Consider the following 17,066-nt stretch of genomic DNA (forward strand, 5'->3'; position numbering starts at 1 on the left):
CGAGGCAACAATAGGATTTTATTTTTTATTTCTAATAGGGCTTGAGGTGACCGAATGGCGCCAGGTATGATAAAATTCGCTTATCTAGATAAGGAATATAATAATTTAAAATTGTGAGTTGAGAAAAATGGTGGAAAGTCAAAAATATGCAATTGTCGATATTGAAACAACAGGTCATTCCCAAGCAAATGGTGACCGGATGATTCAAATCGCAATTGTCATCATGAAGGATTGGTGTATCAAAAAGACTTTTACATCATTCATTCATCCGGGGAAGTCCATCCCGCTTTTTATACAAGATTTAACGAATATAACGGATATAGATGTACAAGATGCTCTTCCTTTCGAAGCACATGCGGATTATATATACGAATTATTGCAGGATGCGGTGTTTGTGGCGCATAATACAGATTTTGATTTATCTTTTTTACAAGGTGAGTTTAGACGTGTAGGATTGCCAACCTGGAGTGGGAAAAAAATCGATACAGTGGAATTGGCGAAAATACTTTTTCCGTCTTCATTAAGCTATAAATTAGGGGACCTTGCTGCAGAGTTAAATATCCCTCTGAATAATGCCCATCGTGCTGACGATGATGCGAAGGCGTGTGCGCTATTATTAAAAGAATGTTGGGAAGAGCTCCTATCATTGCCACAAGTAACTCTAGAACAAATGCATAAGAAATCTTTCCGGCTTAAGTCGAATATTTCTCAACTGTTCTTTGATGCTTTACAAATCAAAAGAAGTAGAGCAGCAAAAGAAGATGACTTTGTTTACTACAACAAACTAGCATTAAAAAAACCGGTGAAAAGCGAAAGAGACGTTCAAGGCGGCATAGAGTATCCATTGACGACCAGCGAGAAAGTTGGTCTTTTTAAAGGAGCAATGGAACAATTTGAAGAGCGGCCGGAACAATTTGAGATGATGGATATTATTTGGGGAAATCTAAATGACAAATCAGAAGTGCTGATCGAGGCTTCCACAGGTATTGGAAAAACAATTGGTTATTTATTGCCCGCTATCTTTTACGCAAAACAGAATAAGCGAAAAGTATGTATTAGTACGTATACAACACACTTACTTGAACAGCTGCTTAACAATGAGATTCCAAAAATAGAAAAAATCATTGGTCGTCCAATCAATGTGACATTATTAAAGGGCAAGAGAAATTATGTGGATGTTGGCCTTTTTGAACAGTTAATGAAAAGCCAGGATTTATCTTATGATGAAACGCTAACAACATTACAGGTATTGGTTTGGTTATCCAAAACGCAAAACGGCGATCTTTCAGAGTTGAATTGCTCTGGTGGCGGACAGCTGTTTATTGATAAAATCCGGAAAAATCCCGAGAGCGCACAACACAAACAATCATTTGATTACTACGACCGTGCTATTCAAGAGAGCAGGGATGCTGATCTTATCATTACAAATCATTCCATGCTTCTCGCTGACCTTGTTCGTCATGAACCGATATTTGATGAAATTGACGGTTGGATTATTGATGAAGCCCATCAATTTGTTCAAGCGGCTGAGCAAAGGGATCAAGCTGTTTTCACCTTCACGAATTGGAAGTATTTATTCGGGCAAATTGGTCTTTCATCAGATCCGGAATTATTTTCTACGTTTCAAAAGATTGCAATAAAAAAACAAAGAGTGCCTTTAAAGTCGTTTCAACAATTGGAAAAAGCATTCATTCAAATGGTTGAATTGTTTGATCGGTCCATGCAAGATATCGTTCGCCAGATGAAAGAATGGGCCCAGCCTATAAAATCAAACCCTAAGAGAATAGCGTTTTTCCATGAGTTAAACTTAGATCGAGATCTTTATGTCGATTTTTCTAAAGCAATGCAACATTGGATCGACTTGGCGGATGAAATTTCAATGCTTTTTAAAAAGGATATTGAACAAATTGCACCGGAGCATAAATTGATTCTGGAACAGTGGGACTTTTTTGTTCGTGAGTATAAAATGAAGGCAAGCGAATGGGATGAAATCTTTATCGGCTTAGATGAAGATTTCACAACTTGGATTGAAATGGACAAAAGGAACATTCCCGGCAGTATCCGGGTTCTAAAAAAACCGATTACGATTTCTAGGTCGATTGAACAACTTTTTTACCCATTGCGAGAGCGTGCCGCAATCATTTGGACATCGGGTACTTTAACTGTGCCCAACAATGAACGGTTCATTGCAAAACAATTAGGAATTGAGAAAAGTGTGCCGCTCAAAATGCTGCAAGCGCCAAAACATTATTACAAAGGAGCAAAAGCATTCGTCGTCAATGATATGCCGGATATTCAATCGGTTTCACAGTCCGATTATATTGAATCAGTAGCCTTGGCAATCACCCAGATTGTGCGTTCGACAGAGGGTAGATGTTTTGTATTGTTTACCTCCCAGGATATGTTGAGAAAAACAGTCGAGCTGATTCAAGAAAGTGAACTACTCGACGACTATATGATTTTTGCACAAGGTGTTACAAATGGAAGCAGGATGCGTTTATTAAAATCTTTCCAGAAATTCAGTCACTCCGTGTTATTTGGAACGAACAGCTTCTGGGAAGGGGTGGACGTACCCGGTGACGGCCTATCATCCGTCATTGTCGTACGGTTACCATTTTCCGCACCCGAGGAACCAACTTTCAAAGCTAAATCGGCAATTTTGCAACAACAAGGGAAGAACGCCTTTTCCGAGCTCTCTTTGCCAGAAGCGATTCTGCGATTTAAACAAGGATTTGGAAGATTGATCAGGTCTTCGAAAGATAAAGGCATCTTTGTCGTTCTAGATCGCCGGATTGAAACAAAATCGTATGGAATAGAATTTTTGCGTGCATTACCGCAAATTTCTGTTAATAAACTACCGCTACAAGATATGGTCTTAGAGGTAGAACATTGGTATAATAACAAGGATGAGGAAAGAAAGCAGGTAGACAAACATGACGGATAAAAAAACAGCAGAAATGAAGGTGGTTCGATGAAGAACTGGATAATTTTCATTTCCGTTTTTATTGTATCTTTGGCACTTGTTATTTCTGTTCTCGTAATTTGGAAATCCGACGAACCATTCAATGAAATTGAGGGGAAGGCAGAAGAGCTTACTTTAACTACAAATTCATTGTCGGTTGTATCGGATTCTTACGTTTATAATGGTAATAAACCGTACGTTACCGTGTTCGGGGAAGACGAGGATGGTAACGAAAAAGCAATATTTGTTCCGATCAGTTTGGAAGAAAAATCGATTCAGGAAGTAGTTTTGCAGGACGGTGTTACTAAGGAACAGGCATTGTCGGTTTTAAATAAGGAAGTAGAAGTGAATAAAATCCTTCATACAAAATTGGGCTATGAAGAAGAAGTGGGCCCCGTTTGGGAAATTACTTATACAAACGGAGATGAAAAACTCAACTACGTCTATATTATGTTTGAGGACGGACAATGGTGGAAACGCATTTTGAACTTGTAGAGGAGTAGATGTTTCATGAGAGAATTATTAGCCAATCGTGTAAAAACATTAACACCGTCAGCAACTTTAGCCATTACTGCAAAGGCAAAAGAGTTAAAAGCGAACGGTATTGATGTGATTGGTTTAGGGGCAGGAGAGCCAGATTTCAATACACCAAAAAATATTCTGGATGCAGCAGCAGAATCGATGTATCAAGGACATACAAAATATACTCCTGCTGGTGGGCTGCCTGCTTTAAAGAAAGCGATTATTGACAAGTTGGCGCGTGATAACCATCTCGCTTATAAGCCAAATGAAATTCTTGTCGGAATTGGAGCAAAACACGTTCTTTATACTTTATTTCAAGTCATCCTAAATGAAGGGGATGAAGTGATTATCCCAATTCCATACTGGGTGTCATATCCCGAACAAGTAAAACTTGCTGGTGGTGTGCCGGTATATGTTGAGAGTACGAGTGAACAAAACTTCAAAATTACGGCCGATCAATTACGTAATGCGGTAACGCCTAAAACGAAGGCTGTCATTATTAATTCACCAAGCAACCCATCCGGCATGGTCTATACGCGTGAAGAATTGATTGCTATAGCGGAGGTTGCTGTCGAGAAAGATCTATTAATCGTATCGGATGAAATTTATGAGAAACTTCTATACAATGGATTAGAACATTTTTCTGTAGCATCCATATCTGAAGAAGTAAAAGCGCGTACAATTTTAATAAATGGTGTAGCGAAATCGCACTCTATGACAGGCTGGCGGATTGGTTATGCGGCAGGAAATGCGGAAATCATCGAATCGATGACAGACCTTGCTTCACACTCAACTTCGAATCCAACTACGACATCCCAATATGCTACGATTGAAGCTTACAACGGATCACAAGATTCGGTCGAAGAGATGAGGGCGGCTTTTGAGTCTCGACTGGAAACAATCTATCCAAAATTAAACGCAATTCCAGGTTTTAAGGTAATTAAGCCGCATGGTGCATTTTATCTACTGCCGGATGTATCGGAGGCGGCACAAAAAACTGGATACACATCGGTAGATGAATTTGTAACTGCCCTGCTTACTGAAGCAAATGTTGCAGTGGTACCGGGCTCTGGCTTTGGATTGCCATCCACTATTCGTCTAAGCTATGCTACTTCTTTAGAAAACCTGGAAGAAGCTGTTCGTCGGATGGATAATTTCGTAAGATCAAAATGGCAAGACTAATTTTTTATAATGAGTACTAGCAAAATGACTTATTTGACGAAGTAATAAGGTGCATGCTTACTTGCTTTGCCGTATAAGTTCATCTACGGCTAATCGCCATAGTCGGTACGATTAGCCAAGTTTTCTAATGGAGGAACAACTATGAAAAAAATCATGATTCAAGATATGCCGGGAGCTATCGGCGAAACTGTCAAATTGGGCGTATGGTTAGCAAACAAACGTTCAAGCGGTAAAATTGCCTTCCTGCAACTGCGAGATGGCTCAGGCTTCGTGCAAGGAGTTATTGTAAAAGAGGAAGTAGGGGAAGAGCTTTTTGCAACAGCAAAAGGTTTAACTCAAGAAACATCTATGTACGTTACAGGTGTTGTGAAAGAAGACACGCGTTCAAGCTTTGGATGTGAATTGGCCATTACAGGCATTGAAGTCATTCATGCAGCTGAAGACTATCCAATTACGCCTAAAGAGCACGGTGTAGAATTTTTAATGGACAACCGTCATTTATGGTTACGTTCACGAAAACAACACGCAATTATGAAAATACGTAACGAAGTAATTAGAGCAACATATGAATTTTTCAATAATAATGGCTTTGTTAAAATTGATCCGCCAATTTTAACCGGTTCTGCTCCTGAAGGAACTTCCGAGCTATTCCAGACAAAATACTTTGATGAAGATGCGTATCTTTCTCAATCTGGCCAACTATATATGGAAGCAGCCGCGATGGCGTTAGGGAAAGTATTCTCTTTCGGACCTACATTCCGTGCAGAAAAGTCAAAAACGCGCCGTCACTTGATTGAGTTTTGGATGATTGAACCGGAAATGGCTTTTGTTGAATTCGAAGAAAATCTAGAAGTGCAAGAGCAGTATGTTGCATACATTGTTCAATCAGTATTGAAAAACTGCAAACTTGAGTTAGAACGACTTGGCCGGGATACTTCAAAACTTGAAAACATTCAAGCACCATTCCCACGAATTACGTATGATGATGCAATCAAGTTCCTGCATGATAAAGGGTTTACAGATATCCAGTGGGGTGACGATTTCGGGGCTCCTCATGAAACAGCGATTGCAGAACATTACGATAAACCTGTATTTATCACATGCTACCCTGTAGGAATTAAGCCATTCTATATGCAACCGCACCCAGAACGCGATGATGTTGTTTTATGTGCTGACTTAATTGCACCGGAAGGCTATGGTGAAATTATCGGTGGATCTGAACGTATCCATGATTACGATTTATTAAAACAGCGGATAGCTGAACATAAACTCGATGAAACAGCGTATGCTTGGTATCTGGAATTGCGCAAACAAGGCTCGGTACCACATTCCGGTTTCGGTTTAGGACTGGAACGTACGGTGGCATGGATCAGTGGAGCGGAACACGTTCGTGAGAGTATCCCATTCCCTAGACTTTTAAATCGTTTATACCCTTAAATGGACAGTCAAAGCAAGTCACATTTCCTAATATAAAAATCAAAGCGCTCGTATCGTACGGGCGCTTTCATTAGTATTTCCATTATTGTCATTAAAATATCGAGTATTACGCAATGCCAAGTAGTAAACGATAAAGACAAAGACAACCCATCAAGACGTATATTTCAGAAGAAAGGAGTCTTTCATATGAATAGGAAATATCAACGACTCCATATGTGGATAGAGCAGGGGAATGTGTCAATACCCAAGCTGTTCTTTCAATACTATAAAGCGTTAAAGATTTCGGATGATGAAGCACTTCTTTTATTACATTTACTAGCCTTTCATTCAGAACAGAATGATTTTCCGACACCCGGAGATTTAGTGAAAAGAATAAATTTCAGTGAAAATGAAATCAGCCTAAAATTACAAAGGCTGATGCAAAAAGGATTTATAGAGATTACCCAAGGAATCGATGGAAACGGGATTGTCTATGAAAAATATTCAGTATATCCATTATGGGAAAGAATTCTGGATTATATGGAAGCTTCATCATTACAACATGAACTCGAAGAAGAAAAAAACGAAGAGGGCGAAATTTTTACAATCTTTGAACAAGAATTCGGCCGTCTTTTGTCCCCAATGGAAATTGAAACGATCTCAATGTGGTTAGATTCAGACCGTCATTCTCCCGCCATTATAAAGGCGGCGCTGAAGGAAGCGGTGCTGGCGGGTAAAATTTCGCTGCGTTATATCGACCGAATACTGTTTGAATGGAAAAAGAAAAACTTTACATCCGTTAAACAGGTCGAAAAACATTCAGAGCAATTCCATAGTAAAACAACTGCAGTTTTACCAAAAACAACTGCAATAAAGGAAAAAAACAACAAAGTTTCCTTTTATAATTGGCTCGAGGAAAGAGAATAGGGGGTGTAACGATGCTTACGAAAAAACAGTGGGAGCATTGTTTGGAAATAATGGACGAAATGTTCCCCGATGCTCATTGTGAGCTTGTTCACGATAACCCATTTGAGTTAACAATCGCGACACTATTATCAGCGCAATGTACAGATGTACTTGTCAATAAAGTGACGAAGACATTATTTCAAAAATATAAAACACCGGAAGATTATTTGGCCGTGCCATTGGAGGAATTACAAAATGACATCCGTTCAATTGGCCTTTACCGAAACAAAGCCAAAAACATCCAAAGTTTATGCCAAAAGTTGTTAACGGAATATAATGGTGAAATCCCACAGAGCCGTGAACAGCTTGTCACATTGCCCGGAGTTGGCCGTAAAACGGCAAATGTTGTTCTATCTGTAGCGTTTAATATCCCTGCGCTGGCGGTGGATACCCATGTGGAACGGGTTTCCAAACGTTTGGGGTTGTGTAGACTGAAGGACACGGTACTAGAAGTGGAAGAAACAATCATGAAAAAGACGCCTAAAGAAAATTGGTCGAAAACCCACCACCAAATCATCTTTTTTGGCCGCTATCACTGCAAAGCCCAGAATCCTCAATGCCATATTTGTCCTCTACTTGATGATTGTAGAGAAGGGCAGAAACGTCTAAAAAAAGGATTGGTGAAGCAATCATGATAAAAGTGAAGAGGGAGTCCATTGCACGGGAACTAGTAGAACCCTTCTTTGAACAATGGGATGAACTAAGTAACGTTATTCATCAGGCTCATGATGCCCGAAATGGTGAAGCCAAAATACTGATGGATAAAGGAATTCAGCTTTTCGAAAGTTGTATTGTACATTGCTCCGAAACATCTTCACAATCTATCATTGAATTTGAAGAATATGAGGTTCTTCCAATTAACGGGATGGAGCGTTTGAAGTTTATTAAAGTTCGGCCGGGCCAATATGCTTGTTTCAGACAACTAGATGAATTATTTAAAGAGTTGAAGAAGCGGCTAGCACGGTTGAGAATTAGAAGTTAATGGATTAGTTAATCAATATAAATTGACCCAAAAGCGATAGTGTTTTGCTTTGGGTCTTTTTATATATGGAGAGGTCAATGGGGAGAGCGTAACGGGCATTAATGAGATTTCAAATGCATGTTCTAATCGGTCCAACCGAGCAACATTCATCGATGAGTGGTCATTATGTAACTTTTTACTGTAAGATTGTTGAGAAACACAGCCCTAAACAATCTAAATCTTTGCCTAATCTAAAGAAAAAGGCGATGAAAAATAGTATTTTTCATCGCCATAGATAATGTGTTCAAACAACTATCTTCTTGAGATTATTCTGTTGAGACAGTTGGATCTGTTGGTTCGGTAGGGGTCTGTACTTCGCCCTCATCACCAGGTCCGAACCAGTCTTCGAAATCATTATTACTATCGGTATTTCCAGGGTCGTTCTCATTGCCATTACCGTTATTGCCATTACCGTTATTGCCATTCCCATTATTGCCGTTTCCATTTCCATTGCCGTTTCCATTGTTGTTCCCGTCACCGTTATTGCCGTTTCCGTCGTTGCCATTCCCATTTTCATTTCCGTTATTTCCATCTTCAGGGTTTTCAGGATCTTCAGGTGAGTCAACTTCGGGTTCTTCTAGATCATTTTCAATATAAATAGAGACGGTTGCTGGTTGGCTTCGAACATCCTCAGAAACTGCAACTACTGAAAACGTGTAATTACGGCCAGCTTCAATATTTGAAATGACGGCTTCATTGTTTGATGTAGTCGATACGATGACAGCTTCCTCGTTTTCAACAGACATCGAAACTTCGAATGAGACATTCAAGTCTTCTTCACCCGGAGGTGTAAAATCCCATGTCAATTCTACAAGACCGCCATCAGCACTGTAATTTGCTTGCAAATTCGTAGGTGCGCTTAATTCAATTTGCTCGAACTCTTCTGATATCTGTGTTGGTTCAGTGCCTTTTACAAATAATTCGGTTTGTCTCAATTCAGAAGGTGTATATTCACTAGCCAATTTTAATGGATTTGTTCCTACTTCAATTGTTGCTTCGACAACTGAACTTGGTCTTTTAAAGTCAGCCGTTTCTACACCGTCCGAGATTTCAGACATAATCGAATTAAACAAATGCTGTGGTAAACGGCGTTCATCCCAAGTCGTGATTGGCTCGCCACGTGTAGTATATCCACTCCAGATCGCAATGGAATAGTTGGTCGTATAACCTGCAAACCAAGAATCAGGTACACTGCTAGCAGGTAAATCAAATTTGTCGAACTCATCTGCTGCATAGTTGGTTGTACCCGTTTTACCGGCAATGTCCAGCCCCGGTACGGCTGCCGCAGTTCCTGAAGCGCCAGGTTTTGAACTAACAACATCCCGTAGAATGTCTGTCACCATATAGGCTGTAGAATCATTCATTGCAACATCCGGTTTGGAAGCATATGACTTCTTGGAACCGTCTCGATATTCAACTTCCTTGATTGAAGTAGGCTCATAAAAGATACCTTTATTTCCAAAAGCAGCATATGCGGCAGACATTTCAATAGGGCTCATCGTGATATCACCGCCCCCGATAGCATCGGATTCATATACATCTTCGGTTTCTATTCCAAGTTTATTAATGAATTTTTCTGCTTCTTCAAGACCTACTTCTTGCAGTGTTTTTACGGCTGGAACGTTTCGTGACGTATAAAGTGCTTCACGTACGGTCATGGTACCCAAATATTTATTGTCCCAGTTGGTAATGACTTGTTTCGAATTTGAGTATGTCATTTTTTCATCCGAGATTGTTTCACCAGTAGACCATTTTAAATTTTCAAATGCTGGACCATAATCAAGGAGTGGTTTAATTGTAGATCCCGGTGAACGGGTAGTTAAATCGTGCGCAAAGTTGAATCCTCGGTCCGCACCGTAGTTTCTGCCACCGCCGATTGCCAAAATTTCACCCGTTTTCGTATCCACTACAGAAACACCTGACTGAATGTCTTCAGTAGGGAAGTTTTCTGGGTTGTTCATGATGGATTCAACAGTAGTTTGAGCGTTTGCATCAAGTGTTGTATATACTTTAATCCCTTCAGCAAGTGCTTCTCCATCACCTTTTTCCTCAAGTTCGCTTAGTACAACATCCAAAAATGCATCATATTTAGTGCCTGAAACTGTTTGACGTTCTTCTTCCGCAAGAAGGCGGGAAGTGACATCGATTTCTTTTGCAGCTGCAGCTTCTTTTTCCGTTATCTTCTTATGCTGCACCATCAGGTCAAGAACCAAGTCTCTTCGTTGTTGGGCACGTTCAGGATTTTTATATGGGTTGTATCTATTTGGACTTTGCGGCAAGCCGGCCAATAACGCGACTTCATCCAGTTCCAATTCACTAGGCTTTTTGCCGAAGAAGTATTCGGAAGCAGTGCCAAATCCGTAAATTCGGCCAGACATAAGTATTTTGTTGAAATACATTTCGAATATTTCTTCTTTTTCATATTGCCTTTCAAGTTGAATCGCAAGCCATGCTTCTTGTGCTTTACGTTTCAACTTTTTATCATTGCTTAAGAATGAATTTTTCACTACCTGTTGCGTAATCGTACTGGCTCCCTGTGAACCGAAGCCTTGTGTAACGTTTGCAACAACGGCACTGCCCAAACGCCAAATATCTATTCCAAAATGATCAAAGAAACGAACGTCTTCCGTTGCAAGTATTGCATCAATCATGTTCTCAGGTATATCTTCATATTCAACGTATTTACGACTTTCAGCACCAATAGTGGCAAAGATCTCGCCGTTCCTATCATAAAATTCCGATGATACCGGGTCTTTTAATAATTCTTCGTCCAGTTCTGGAGCTGAGCTTGCATAGACTGCGAAAAGTCCTGCACCACCTATTAATCCTATTACGCCAATAATGGCAATCGTTAGAATGATTCGCTTTACCCACATCCCAACTGGTTTTTTTTGCTTTTTCTTTTGTAATTCACGCTCACGCTTTAATTCCTCGCGAGTCCGACGTTTTTCAGCCAAATTAATCTCCTCACTTTAGCAAACAATTATTGTTCGTTTGTTATCATTTTTTTAATGGCGGTTATGTAGTCAATCCTCGGATTGTAACCGGGTTTGATTTCCATCGTTTTTGATTCAAATACGCTTATTGGTATTGATTTTCTGCCTCCGTTTTCCATCTGGAGCCAGGATTCATACAAAACGGAAAATGGAACAATAAAATAGCGGTCCAAAGTCGTAAACTTGACAATTGTAAAAGCAATTCCTTTTTGACTTGTCACGTCTTTCATATGATTCACCTGATGCTGATGGACATTTTTCAGAGGGAAGGAAGTTTTGCTTTCTGTTTCCTTTGCCTCAAAGTCAATATAGTATCCATTCCAAACACCATTGAAATCGGTAGTCGAAGGTGTCCGGAAGTATGCCTCGCGAATAACTGCCGCACTCCGCGACGGATACTCTACTTTGACGATTTGCACCGGAACAGGTTTCTTATGGATAATTGCAATTTGTTGATTTAAATAATAAGTATTTGTCTCGTTAATTTCTTCTTCAAGCGTTTTTCCCCGATTGCTAAAGGAGAAATCTTTTTTCTTCGAAGTAGATTTTTCCTTTGACGGCTCACTGGGTTTGTATGGTTTGCCATTTGGATAATGAATCATCGGGAAAACACTCCTTCCTAAAATGATACCCATTTTTAGCATAAAAAACATATCGAAAATTTTGTTGTTTTAGCAACCTTTGTCTAGTTTTGACAAGTGGAAGGGATTTGAATAATTGCAAGGAATCTTAAATCCTAAAGGGAGGAATGACCATGCACCGAATCCAAATGCTAATTTCACAACTTGAGTGTATAGATCACATAATGACTGCGAAAATCGAGAATGAAAGGTCTCATATACACAACCAAATTTTCTCTCAATTAGGAACTACTTATCAAAAAGTAAGCTTAGCAGAAAAGCAGTTTCATGTAAAGAATGCCTGTTCCCCTATTACTAGTGTTGGCAAAGAAATTTTGGTACAATTAAAAGAAGAAATATAGAATTTCAAGAGGGACTAAAATGCAACTAATAGAACTATCAAAGAAATTATTAAACGAGTGTGATGCGTCAATTAGTCGCTTTTTTAAACAGCGTGAACTTGACGCAACGCCTCTCTTTTTTGAAGAAGTGAAACCACATGCCGATTATTTCCAATCCATTTTAAAAGATTGGCAACATCAATCCTTAAAGTGGATCGAGGAAAATAACCCTAGATATATGCATAAATCGCAAATTCAAAATGTAGTGGATGCAATGAATCAATTTGTCGTCCAATCCTTTTATAAAGAAACAAGTAAGAAACGTTTCATTCAATCGGTTCAATCTGTGCACTATACATTGTCTTTCTTTATTAGATACCTGGAGGAGGAGAGTGGAGCGGATGTTCAATAAAAAGCGGTCGATTGATGATTTGCTTACTGAATGGCGATTTGACGAAGAGCTAAAACAAAATATATTGCATTGGCACACATTGGAAGCCCGAGCCGCAAAATATGCTTCGTTTCCTGAAGAACTGCATCCTTCGATAAAAAAAGCGTTGGAAGCAAGAGGGATAAAACAGTTATATACTCATCAAAGACAAGCATTTGACTATGCTATTAATGGAAACTCTTTTACTGCCGTAACCCCAACTGCATCTGGTAAATCACTTTGCTATCATTTGCCTGTGCTGCAAAAAATACTCGAGGATAAATCCAGTAGGGCGATTTATCTATTCCCAACAAAGGCTTTAGCTCAAGATCAGAAATCTGACATAAATGAGTTAATCGAGGAAATGGGGGAAGAAATATTAAGTTATACCTATGATGGGGATACTGCACCTGCCATTCGACAAAAAATTAGAAAAGCAGGTCATATTGTCATGACAAATCCAGATATGCTTCACTCAGGAATATTGCCACACCATACAAAATGGGTGTCGCTTTTTGAAAATTTGAAGTATATTGTGATTGATGAACTGCATACATATAAGGGAGTTTTTGGAAGCCATGTTTCACATGTCATCCGCAGGCTTAAAAGAATTTGTGCTTTTTATGGAAGTGACCCAATTTTTATTTGTACATCTGCAACGATAAAAAATCCTAAAGAACTTGCGGAAAAGTTGACGAACACACATCATCAATTGATTGCCGATTCTGGTGCGCCGGTGGGGAAAAAAACCTTCCTCTTCTATAACCCTCCCATCGTGCATCCAACTTTCGGAGTAAGGCGGAGTAGTGTGCTTGAGGTCCGTGATTTAGCTACAAGGTTATATGAAGCAGGTATCCAATCAATTGTTTTTGCTAAATCCCGTGTTCGGGTTGAAATGCTCGTTACCTATTTAAAAAGTCTCACAAAAAACAAAATACAAGATGAATCAATCAGAGGGTATAGGGGCGGCTATTTACCAACAGAGCGGCGAAAGATTGAAAAAGGCCTCAGGGATGGAACCATCCAGATTGTGGTGAGTACAAATGCTTTGGAATTGGGAGTCGACATCGGTCAGCTGCAAGCCTGCATTATGACAGGTTACCCAGGCAATATTGCAAGTGCATGGCAGCAGGCAGGACGAGCGGGGAGAAGACAGGACTCTGCATTAATAATTTATGTAGCGAACTCAACAGCACTGGACCAATATGTCGTGAATCATCCAACATATTTATTGGGCAGTTCACCTGAAGAAGCATTGGTCAACCCGGAAAATATTTTGATCTTGATGGATCACTTGAAATGCGCAGCGTTTGAATTGCCTTTTTCCATCACGGATACGTATGGGGAATTTGAGGTGCAGGAACTGCTTGAATTCCTTCAAGACGAAGGGGTACTGGTCAAAACAAGTGCAACATGGTATTGGATGAATGAACGCTTTCCGGCACATGAAATCAGTTTGCGTTCAGCAGCGCAGGAAAATGTTGTCATTATTGATCAAACCATCCCGGCAGGTACAAAAGTCATCGGTGAAATGGATACATACAGTGCCATGACACTTTTGCACGAAGAGGCAATTTATTTGCATCAGGGGACGCAATTCCAAGTTGAAATATTGGACTGGGAAGAGAAAAAAGCATATGTGCGTGAAGTGGATGTAGACTATTTTACAGATGCCAATTTAGCCGTAGAATTAAAAATTCTTAACGAAGATAAAAGCGATGTTTACAACTCAGCGACTGTGAGCTATGGAGATATAAGTATTTTGGCAATACCAACAATCTTCAAGAAAATCCGTTTCCAGACCCATGAAAATATAGGTTCTGGGAAAATTCATATTCCACCATTGGAAATGCATACAAATGCTACGTGGATGTCCTTTAACTTGCCTGAAAACTGGTCGGAGGAAATGTTAACCGATGCATTGACAGGGGCGGCCTATGCAGTTGGTTCGTTTATCCCATTGTATATACAATGCGATAGAAGTGATTTATCGGTAGTGCCACAAGTGAAATCGACCCACAATGATAAGCCGACTCTATTTATATATGATAGCTATCCAGGAGGGATTGGGTTAGCTGAAAGAGTTTATGATATTATAGGGCCGATATTGAAAGAAACGATTGGGCATGTACGAAACTGCCCGTGTAAAGATGGTTGTCCGTCCTGTATCGGTGCACAAGATAGTCTAAATGAAAGCAAGGAGAAAGTAATCAAGGTACTTTCAATTCTACTGAATGAAATAGGGTGATTTCCCATGTCGTATGAAAATAAGATGCTGCAATTAAAGCAAAAACTTGGAAAAAAGAAAGAGCAACCAAAAGAAACTCCTTCATTCCGAAAACCAGAAAAACCATTCTACCTGAAAGATTGGGAATCAGCAGGATTAACAGTAATGGAAAATGAGCTTGGCGTCCTATTTAAGCGCGAAGTGACTTATCCACTTGATTATCAGCATGGTTCCTACCGCCTTGGTTTGTTGTATGATGCTATCGGAAAGTGGGGAAATACAGCTTTTGAGCATCCATATGCGATGGATTTTGATGAATCGATTGTTTTTTTTGATACGGAGACAACGGGTTTAAAAGGTGTTGGAACAAATATTTTTTTATTGGGTCTACTAGAAGCACTAGAAGACCGGTTTGTGTTGACTCAATATGTATTGGCGGATCCTGCCAATGAAGCAGCCTTTTTATTTGAATCAAAATTTTGGCAACATGCAAGAACGGTGGTTACCTATAATGGCAAGAGTTTCGATTGGCCTCAATTGGAGACAAGGTGGACATTAAATCAGCACGTTTTACCGAAATTGCGTTCACAAAAACAAATTGACTTATTACATAGTTCTAAGCGAATATGGAAAAATAATTTGGAAAGAATGAAATTAACAAAGGTAGAAGAAGAGAAGTTGGGGTTTAGTAGACAGGGGGACATCCCAGGTTTTTTGGCACCGATAATTTATATGGATGCCATCAAGAGTGGAAATGCAGATGCATTAATGAAAGTCCTGTATCATAATGAATGGGATCTCCTCTCATTAGTAACACTATACATCCATTCTACCAATCTATTACTGGAGCATGAATTGGATGAGTCGGCCACTACCTATACAAATATCGGGAAATGGTATGGGGACTTAAAGCATGCCCAGCAAAGTGAGCAGGTTCTAACAAGCGTGACCACAAATTTTGACGATGATAATACTGGTTTGGCCCATTATTATCTAGCTTTGCAACAGAAGCGGGATGGATCTTATAACGAAGCGGCAGAATCTTTTGAAAAAGCCTTATTATTTATCGGCAAAAGAGAAAAGCTAAAGGCATTGGAGCAGCTGGCCATTGTTTATGAACATCGTTTTAAAAATTATGAGAAGGCATTGAACTATACAAAACAAGGCTTGAATTTGACAAAGTCCAATCAATTTATGAAGAAAGAGCAAACCGATAAATTATATGATAAGTGGTTAAAAAGACTGACAAGGATTGAAATGAAGCTGATTAGAAGATAAATTTGGATTTTGCACGTAACAAGAAAGAGATATTTCCAGAATATTTAAACATTAATTTCCCGGGCAAGCGCATGATTTGACAATATGATGCGTTGATGTCGATAAAAGTCAAAAAAGTTACAAATAAGTAGATTTATCTCTAAAAAATTCTTTTTTATCTGAAACCTTTATGGCCTACCATAGAAAAAATACGATAGGCCAAGTTTTATAAAATTAGTTACTTTCAATCCCCTTTGCAACAGTCATATGATATAATTGAAATATGTACCGTATGGGATGGAAGGGCGATGTGAATGGAAATTAAATTAAATTCAAAAATCATTTTGGAAAAAGAATTTAAAAAGGCGATGAAAGGCTACAGTGTAGACCAAGTTGACCAATTTTTAGATCAAATAATGGAAGACTATGATACATTTGAAAAAATTGTCGAAGAATTACGAGCTGAAAATAAGCAATTAAAAGAAGAACTAGAAAACAATACAGCAAGACGGCCACAGGTTTCCCCTCCAGCTGCAGGAAATACTAACTTTGATATTTTAAAACGTCTTTCTAATTTAGAAAAACATGTATTTGGAAGCAAGTTATTCGAATAGCATATCATTTAAATAAGTAATCATATTTGGTCCATAATTATGATGAATTTTTGCCGAACGTTAATAAATTGTTGTCATTTCGAAGATTTTTTAGTATAGTAATATTTATCATAGTCAAATTCAAGTAATCGCTGCAATTTTATTGTAGAGGAAAGTCCATGCTCACACGGATCTGAGATGACCGTAGTGTTCGTGCTTACTGAAAAAATAAGGTAAGGCAAGGCAGTGCCTTGACGGCGGAAGGAAAACCTAAGTCGTTTTCGATATGGTTGACACTTCCTGAAAGTGCCACAGTGACGGAGCTTTATAGGAAACTATAAAGGTGGAACGAGGTAAACCCCGCGAGTGAGAAACCCAAATTATGGTAGGGGCACTCTCCTGAAGGAATTAAACAGATGGAGGGACGGGTTAATTCCCGTAGATAGATGATTACTACCCGATACGTACGAGGCAATTAGCCGTTTGAGTACCCGGGAACAAAACATGGCTTATGAATTTCTATGATTTAATTC

Annotated in this window: 14 protein-coding genes and 1 other RNA gene; 13 read left to right on the forward strand and 2 right to left on the reverse strand. The window is 39.2% G+C overall.

The window, feature by feature from the left end:
* Positions 1–127: 127 nt before the first annotated feature.
* From dinG to CD33_RS18635, 7 genes are all read left to right on the forward strand, one after another.
* A complete protein-coding gene (dinG, locus tag CD33_RS18605; protein ID WP_052130335.1) occupies positions 128–2,944 on the forward strand; it encodes an ATP-dependent DNA helicase DinG in 2,817 nt (938 codons plus the stop codon).
* 27 nt (positions 2,945–2,971) lie between these two features.
* Positions 2,972–3,457, forward strand: coding sequence for a cell wall elongation regulator TseB-like domain-containing protein (locus CD33_RS18610; RefSeq protein WP_036203706.1), 486 nt, complete (start codon positions 2,972–2,974; stop codon positions 3,455–3,457).
* 15 nt (positions 3,458–3,472) lie between these two features.
* Complete coding sequence (locus CD33_RS18615) at positions 3,473–4,666, forward strand: pyridoxal phosphate-dependent aminotransferase (RefSeq protein WP_036203709.1); 1,194 nt, start codon at positions 3,473–3,475, stop codon at positions 4,664–4,666.
* Between the two features lie 141 nt (positions 4,667–4,807).
* On the forward strand, positions 4,808–6,103 hold the full coding sequence (asnS, locus tag CD33_RS18620) for an asparagine--tRNA ligase (RefSeq protein WP_036203712.1): 1,296 nt from the start codon (positions 4,808–4,810) through the stop codon (positions 6,101–6,103).
* 186 nt (positions 6,104–6,289) lie between these two features.
* Entirely contained in the window at positions 6,290–7,009 is a 720-nt protein-coding gene (locus tag CD33_RS18625; RefSeq protein WP_036203715.1) for a DnaD domain-containing protein, read from the forward strand.
* 11 nt (positions 7,010–7,020) lie between these two features.
* Positions 7,021–7,683, forward strand: coding sequence for an endonuclease III (gene nth / locus CD33_RS18630; RefSeq protein ID WP_036203718.1), 663 nt, complete (start codon positions 7,021–7,023; stop codon positions 7,681–7,683).
* The gene (locus tag CD33_RS18635) at positions 7,680–8,030 is read left to right on the forward strand and encodes a YpoC family protein (protein WP_084591412.1); all 351 of its coding nucleotides are present in this window, start codon (positions 7,680–7,682) and stop codon (positions 8,028–8,030) included. Before nth ends, CD33_RS18635 begins: the two co-directional genes overlap by 4 nt.
* Positions 8,031–8,335: 305 nt before the next feature.
* Here CD33_RS18635 and CD33_RS18640 read toward each other — a convergent pair whose 3' ends face one another.
* Both CD33_RS18640 and recU read right to left on the reverse strand, forming a co-directional pair.
* A complete protein-coding gene (locus tag CD33_RS18640) occupies positions 8,336–11,026 on the reverse strand; it encodes a penicillin-binding protein 1A (protein ID WP_036203724.1) in 2,691 nt (896 codons plus the stop codon).
* Between the two features lie 26 nt (positions 11,027–11,052).
* Positions 11,053–11,667 (reverse strand): Holliday junction resolvase RecU, encoded by a 615-nt coding sequence (gene recU / locus CD33_RS18645; RefSeq protein WP_036203727.1) that lies wholly within the window; start codon positions 11,665–11,667, stop codon positions 11,053–11,055.
* 152 nt (positions 11,668–11,819) lie between these two features.
* On the opposite strand from recU, the gene CD33_RS18650 reads away from it, so the two are divergent.
* From CD33_RS18650 to rnpB, 6 genes are all read left to right on the forward strand, one after another.
* Positions 11,820–12,047 carry a hypothetical protein gene (locus CD33_RS18650; RefSeq protein WP_052130336.1) on the forward strand — a complete coding sequence of 76 codons (228 nt, stop codon included), beginning with the start codon at positions 11,820–11,822 and terminating at the stop codon, positions 12,045–12,047.
* Between the two features lie 19 nt (positions 12,048–12,066).
* Entirely contained in the window at positions 12,067–12,438 is a 372-nt protein-coding gene (locus CD33_RS18655; protein WP_036203730.1) for a YppE family protein, read from the forward strand.
* Complete coding sequence (locus tag CD33_RS18660; RefSeq protein WP_036203733.1) at positions 12,428–14,704, forward strand: DEAD/DEAH box helicase; 2,277 nt, start codon at positions 12,428–12,430, stop codon at positions 14,702–14,704. Before CD33_RS18655 ends, CD33_RS18660 begins: the two co-directional genes overlap by 11 nt.
* A 6-nt stretch (positions 14,705–14,710) precedes the next feature.
* On the forward strand, positions 14,711–15,961 hold the full coding sequence (locus CD33_RS18665; protein ID WP_036203736.1) for a ribonuclease H-like domain-containing protein: 1,251 nt from the start codon (positions 14,711–14,713) through the stop codon (positions 15,959–15,961).
* Positions 15,962–16,254: 293 nt separating this feature from the next.
* Entirely contained in the window at positions 16,255–16,554 is a 300-nt protein-coding gene (gene gpsB, locus CD33_RS18670) for a cell division regulator GpsB (protein WP_036203738.1), read from the forward strand.
* A gap of 116 nt (positions 16,555–16,670) precedes the next feature.
* Positions 16,671–17,049: RNase P RNA component class B (gene rnpB, locus CD33_RS20025), an RNA gene on the forward strand.
* Positions 17,050–17,066 lie beyond the last annotated feature (17 nt).

The sequence above is a fragment of the Ureibacillus sinduriensis BLB-1 = JCM 15800 genome, assembly GCF_000772955.1.
GTDB lineage: Bacteria > Bacillota > Bacilli > Bacillales_A > Planococcaceae > Ureibacillus > Ureibacillus sinduriensis.

Coding starts and splice junctions, on each gene's coding strand:
- CD33_RS18650 (WP_052130336.1), top strand. CDS start 11,820: ATGCACCGAATCCAAATGCTAATTTCACAACTTGAGTGTATAGATCAC.
- CD33_RS18625 (WP_036203715.1), top strand. CDS start 6,290: ATGAATAGGAAATATCAACGACTCCATATGTGGATAGAGCAGGGGAAT.
- CD33_RS18665 (WP_036203736.1), top strand. CDS start 14,711: ATGTCGTATGAAAATAAGATGCTGCAATTAAAGCAAAAACTTGGAAAA.
- CD33_RS18655 (WP_036203730.1), top strand. CDS start 12,067: ATGCAACTAATAGAACTATCAAAGAAATTATTAAACGAGTGTGATGCG.
- CD33_RS18610 (WP_036203706.1), top strand. CDS start 2,972: ATGAAGAACTGGATAATTTTCATTTCCGTTTTTATTGTATCTTTGGCA.
- asnS (WP_036203712.1), top strand. CDS start 4,808: ATGAAAAAAATCATGATTCAAGATATGCCGGGAGCTATCGGCGAAACT.
- CD33_RS18635 (WP_084591412.1), top strand. CDS start 7,680: ATGATAAAAGTGAAGAGGGAGTCCATTGCACGGGAACTAGTAGAACCC.
- recU (WP_036203727.1), bottom strand. CDS start 11,667: ATGATTCATTATCCAAATGGCAAACCATACAAACCCAGTGAGCCGTCA.
- dinG (WP_052130335.1), top strand. CDS start 128: ATGGTGGAAAGTCAAAAATATGCAATTGTCGATATTGAAACAACAGGT.
- nth (WP_036203718.1), top strand. CDS start 7,021: ATGCTTACGAAAAAACAGTGGGAGCATTGTTTGGAAATAATGGACGAA.
- CD33_RS18660 (WP_036203733.1), top strand. CDS start 12,428: ATGTTCAATAAAAAGCGGTCGATTGATGATTTGCTTACTGAATGGCGA.
- CD33_RS18615 (WP_036203709.1), top strand. CDS start 3,473: ATGAGAGAATTATTAGCCAATCGTGTAAAAACATTAACACCGTCAGCA.
- gpsB (WP_036203738.1), top strand. CDS start 16,255: ATGGAAATTAAATTAAATTCAAAAATCATTTTGGAAAAAGAATTTAAA.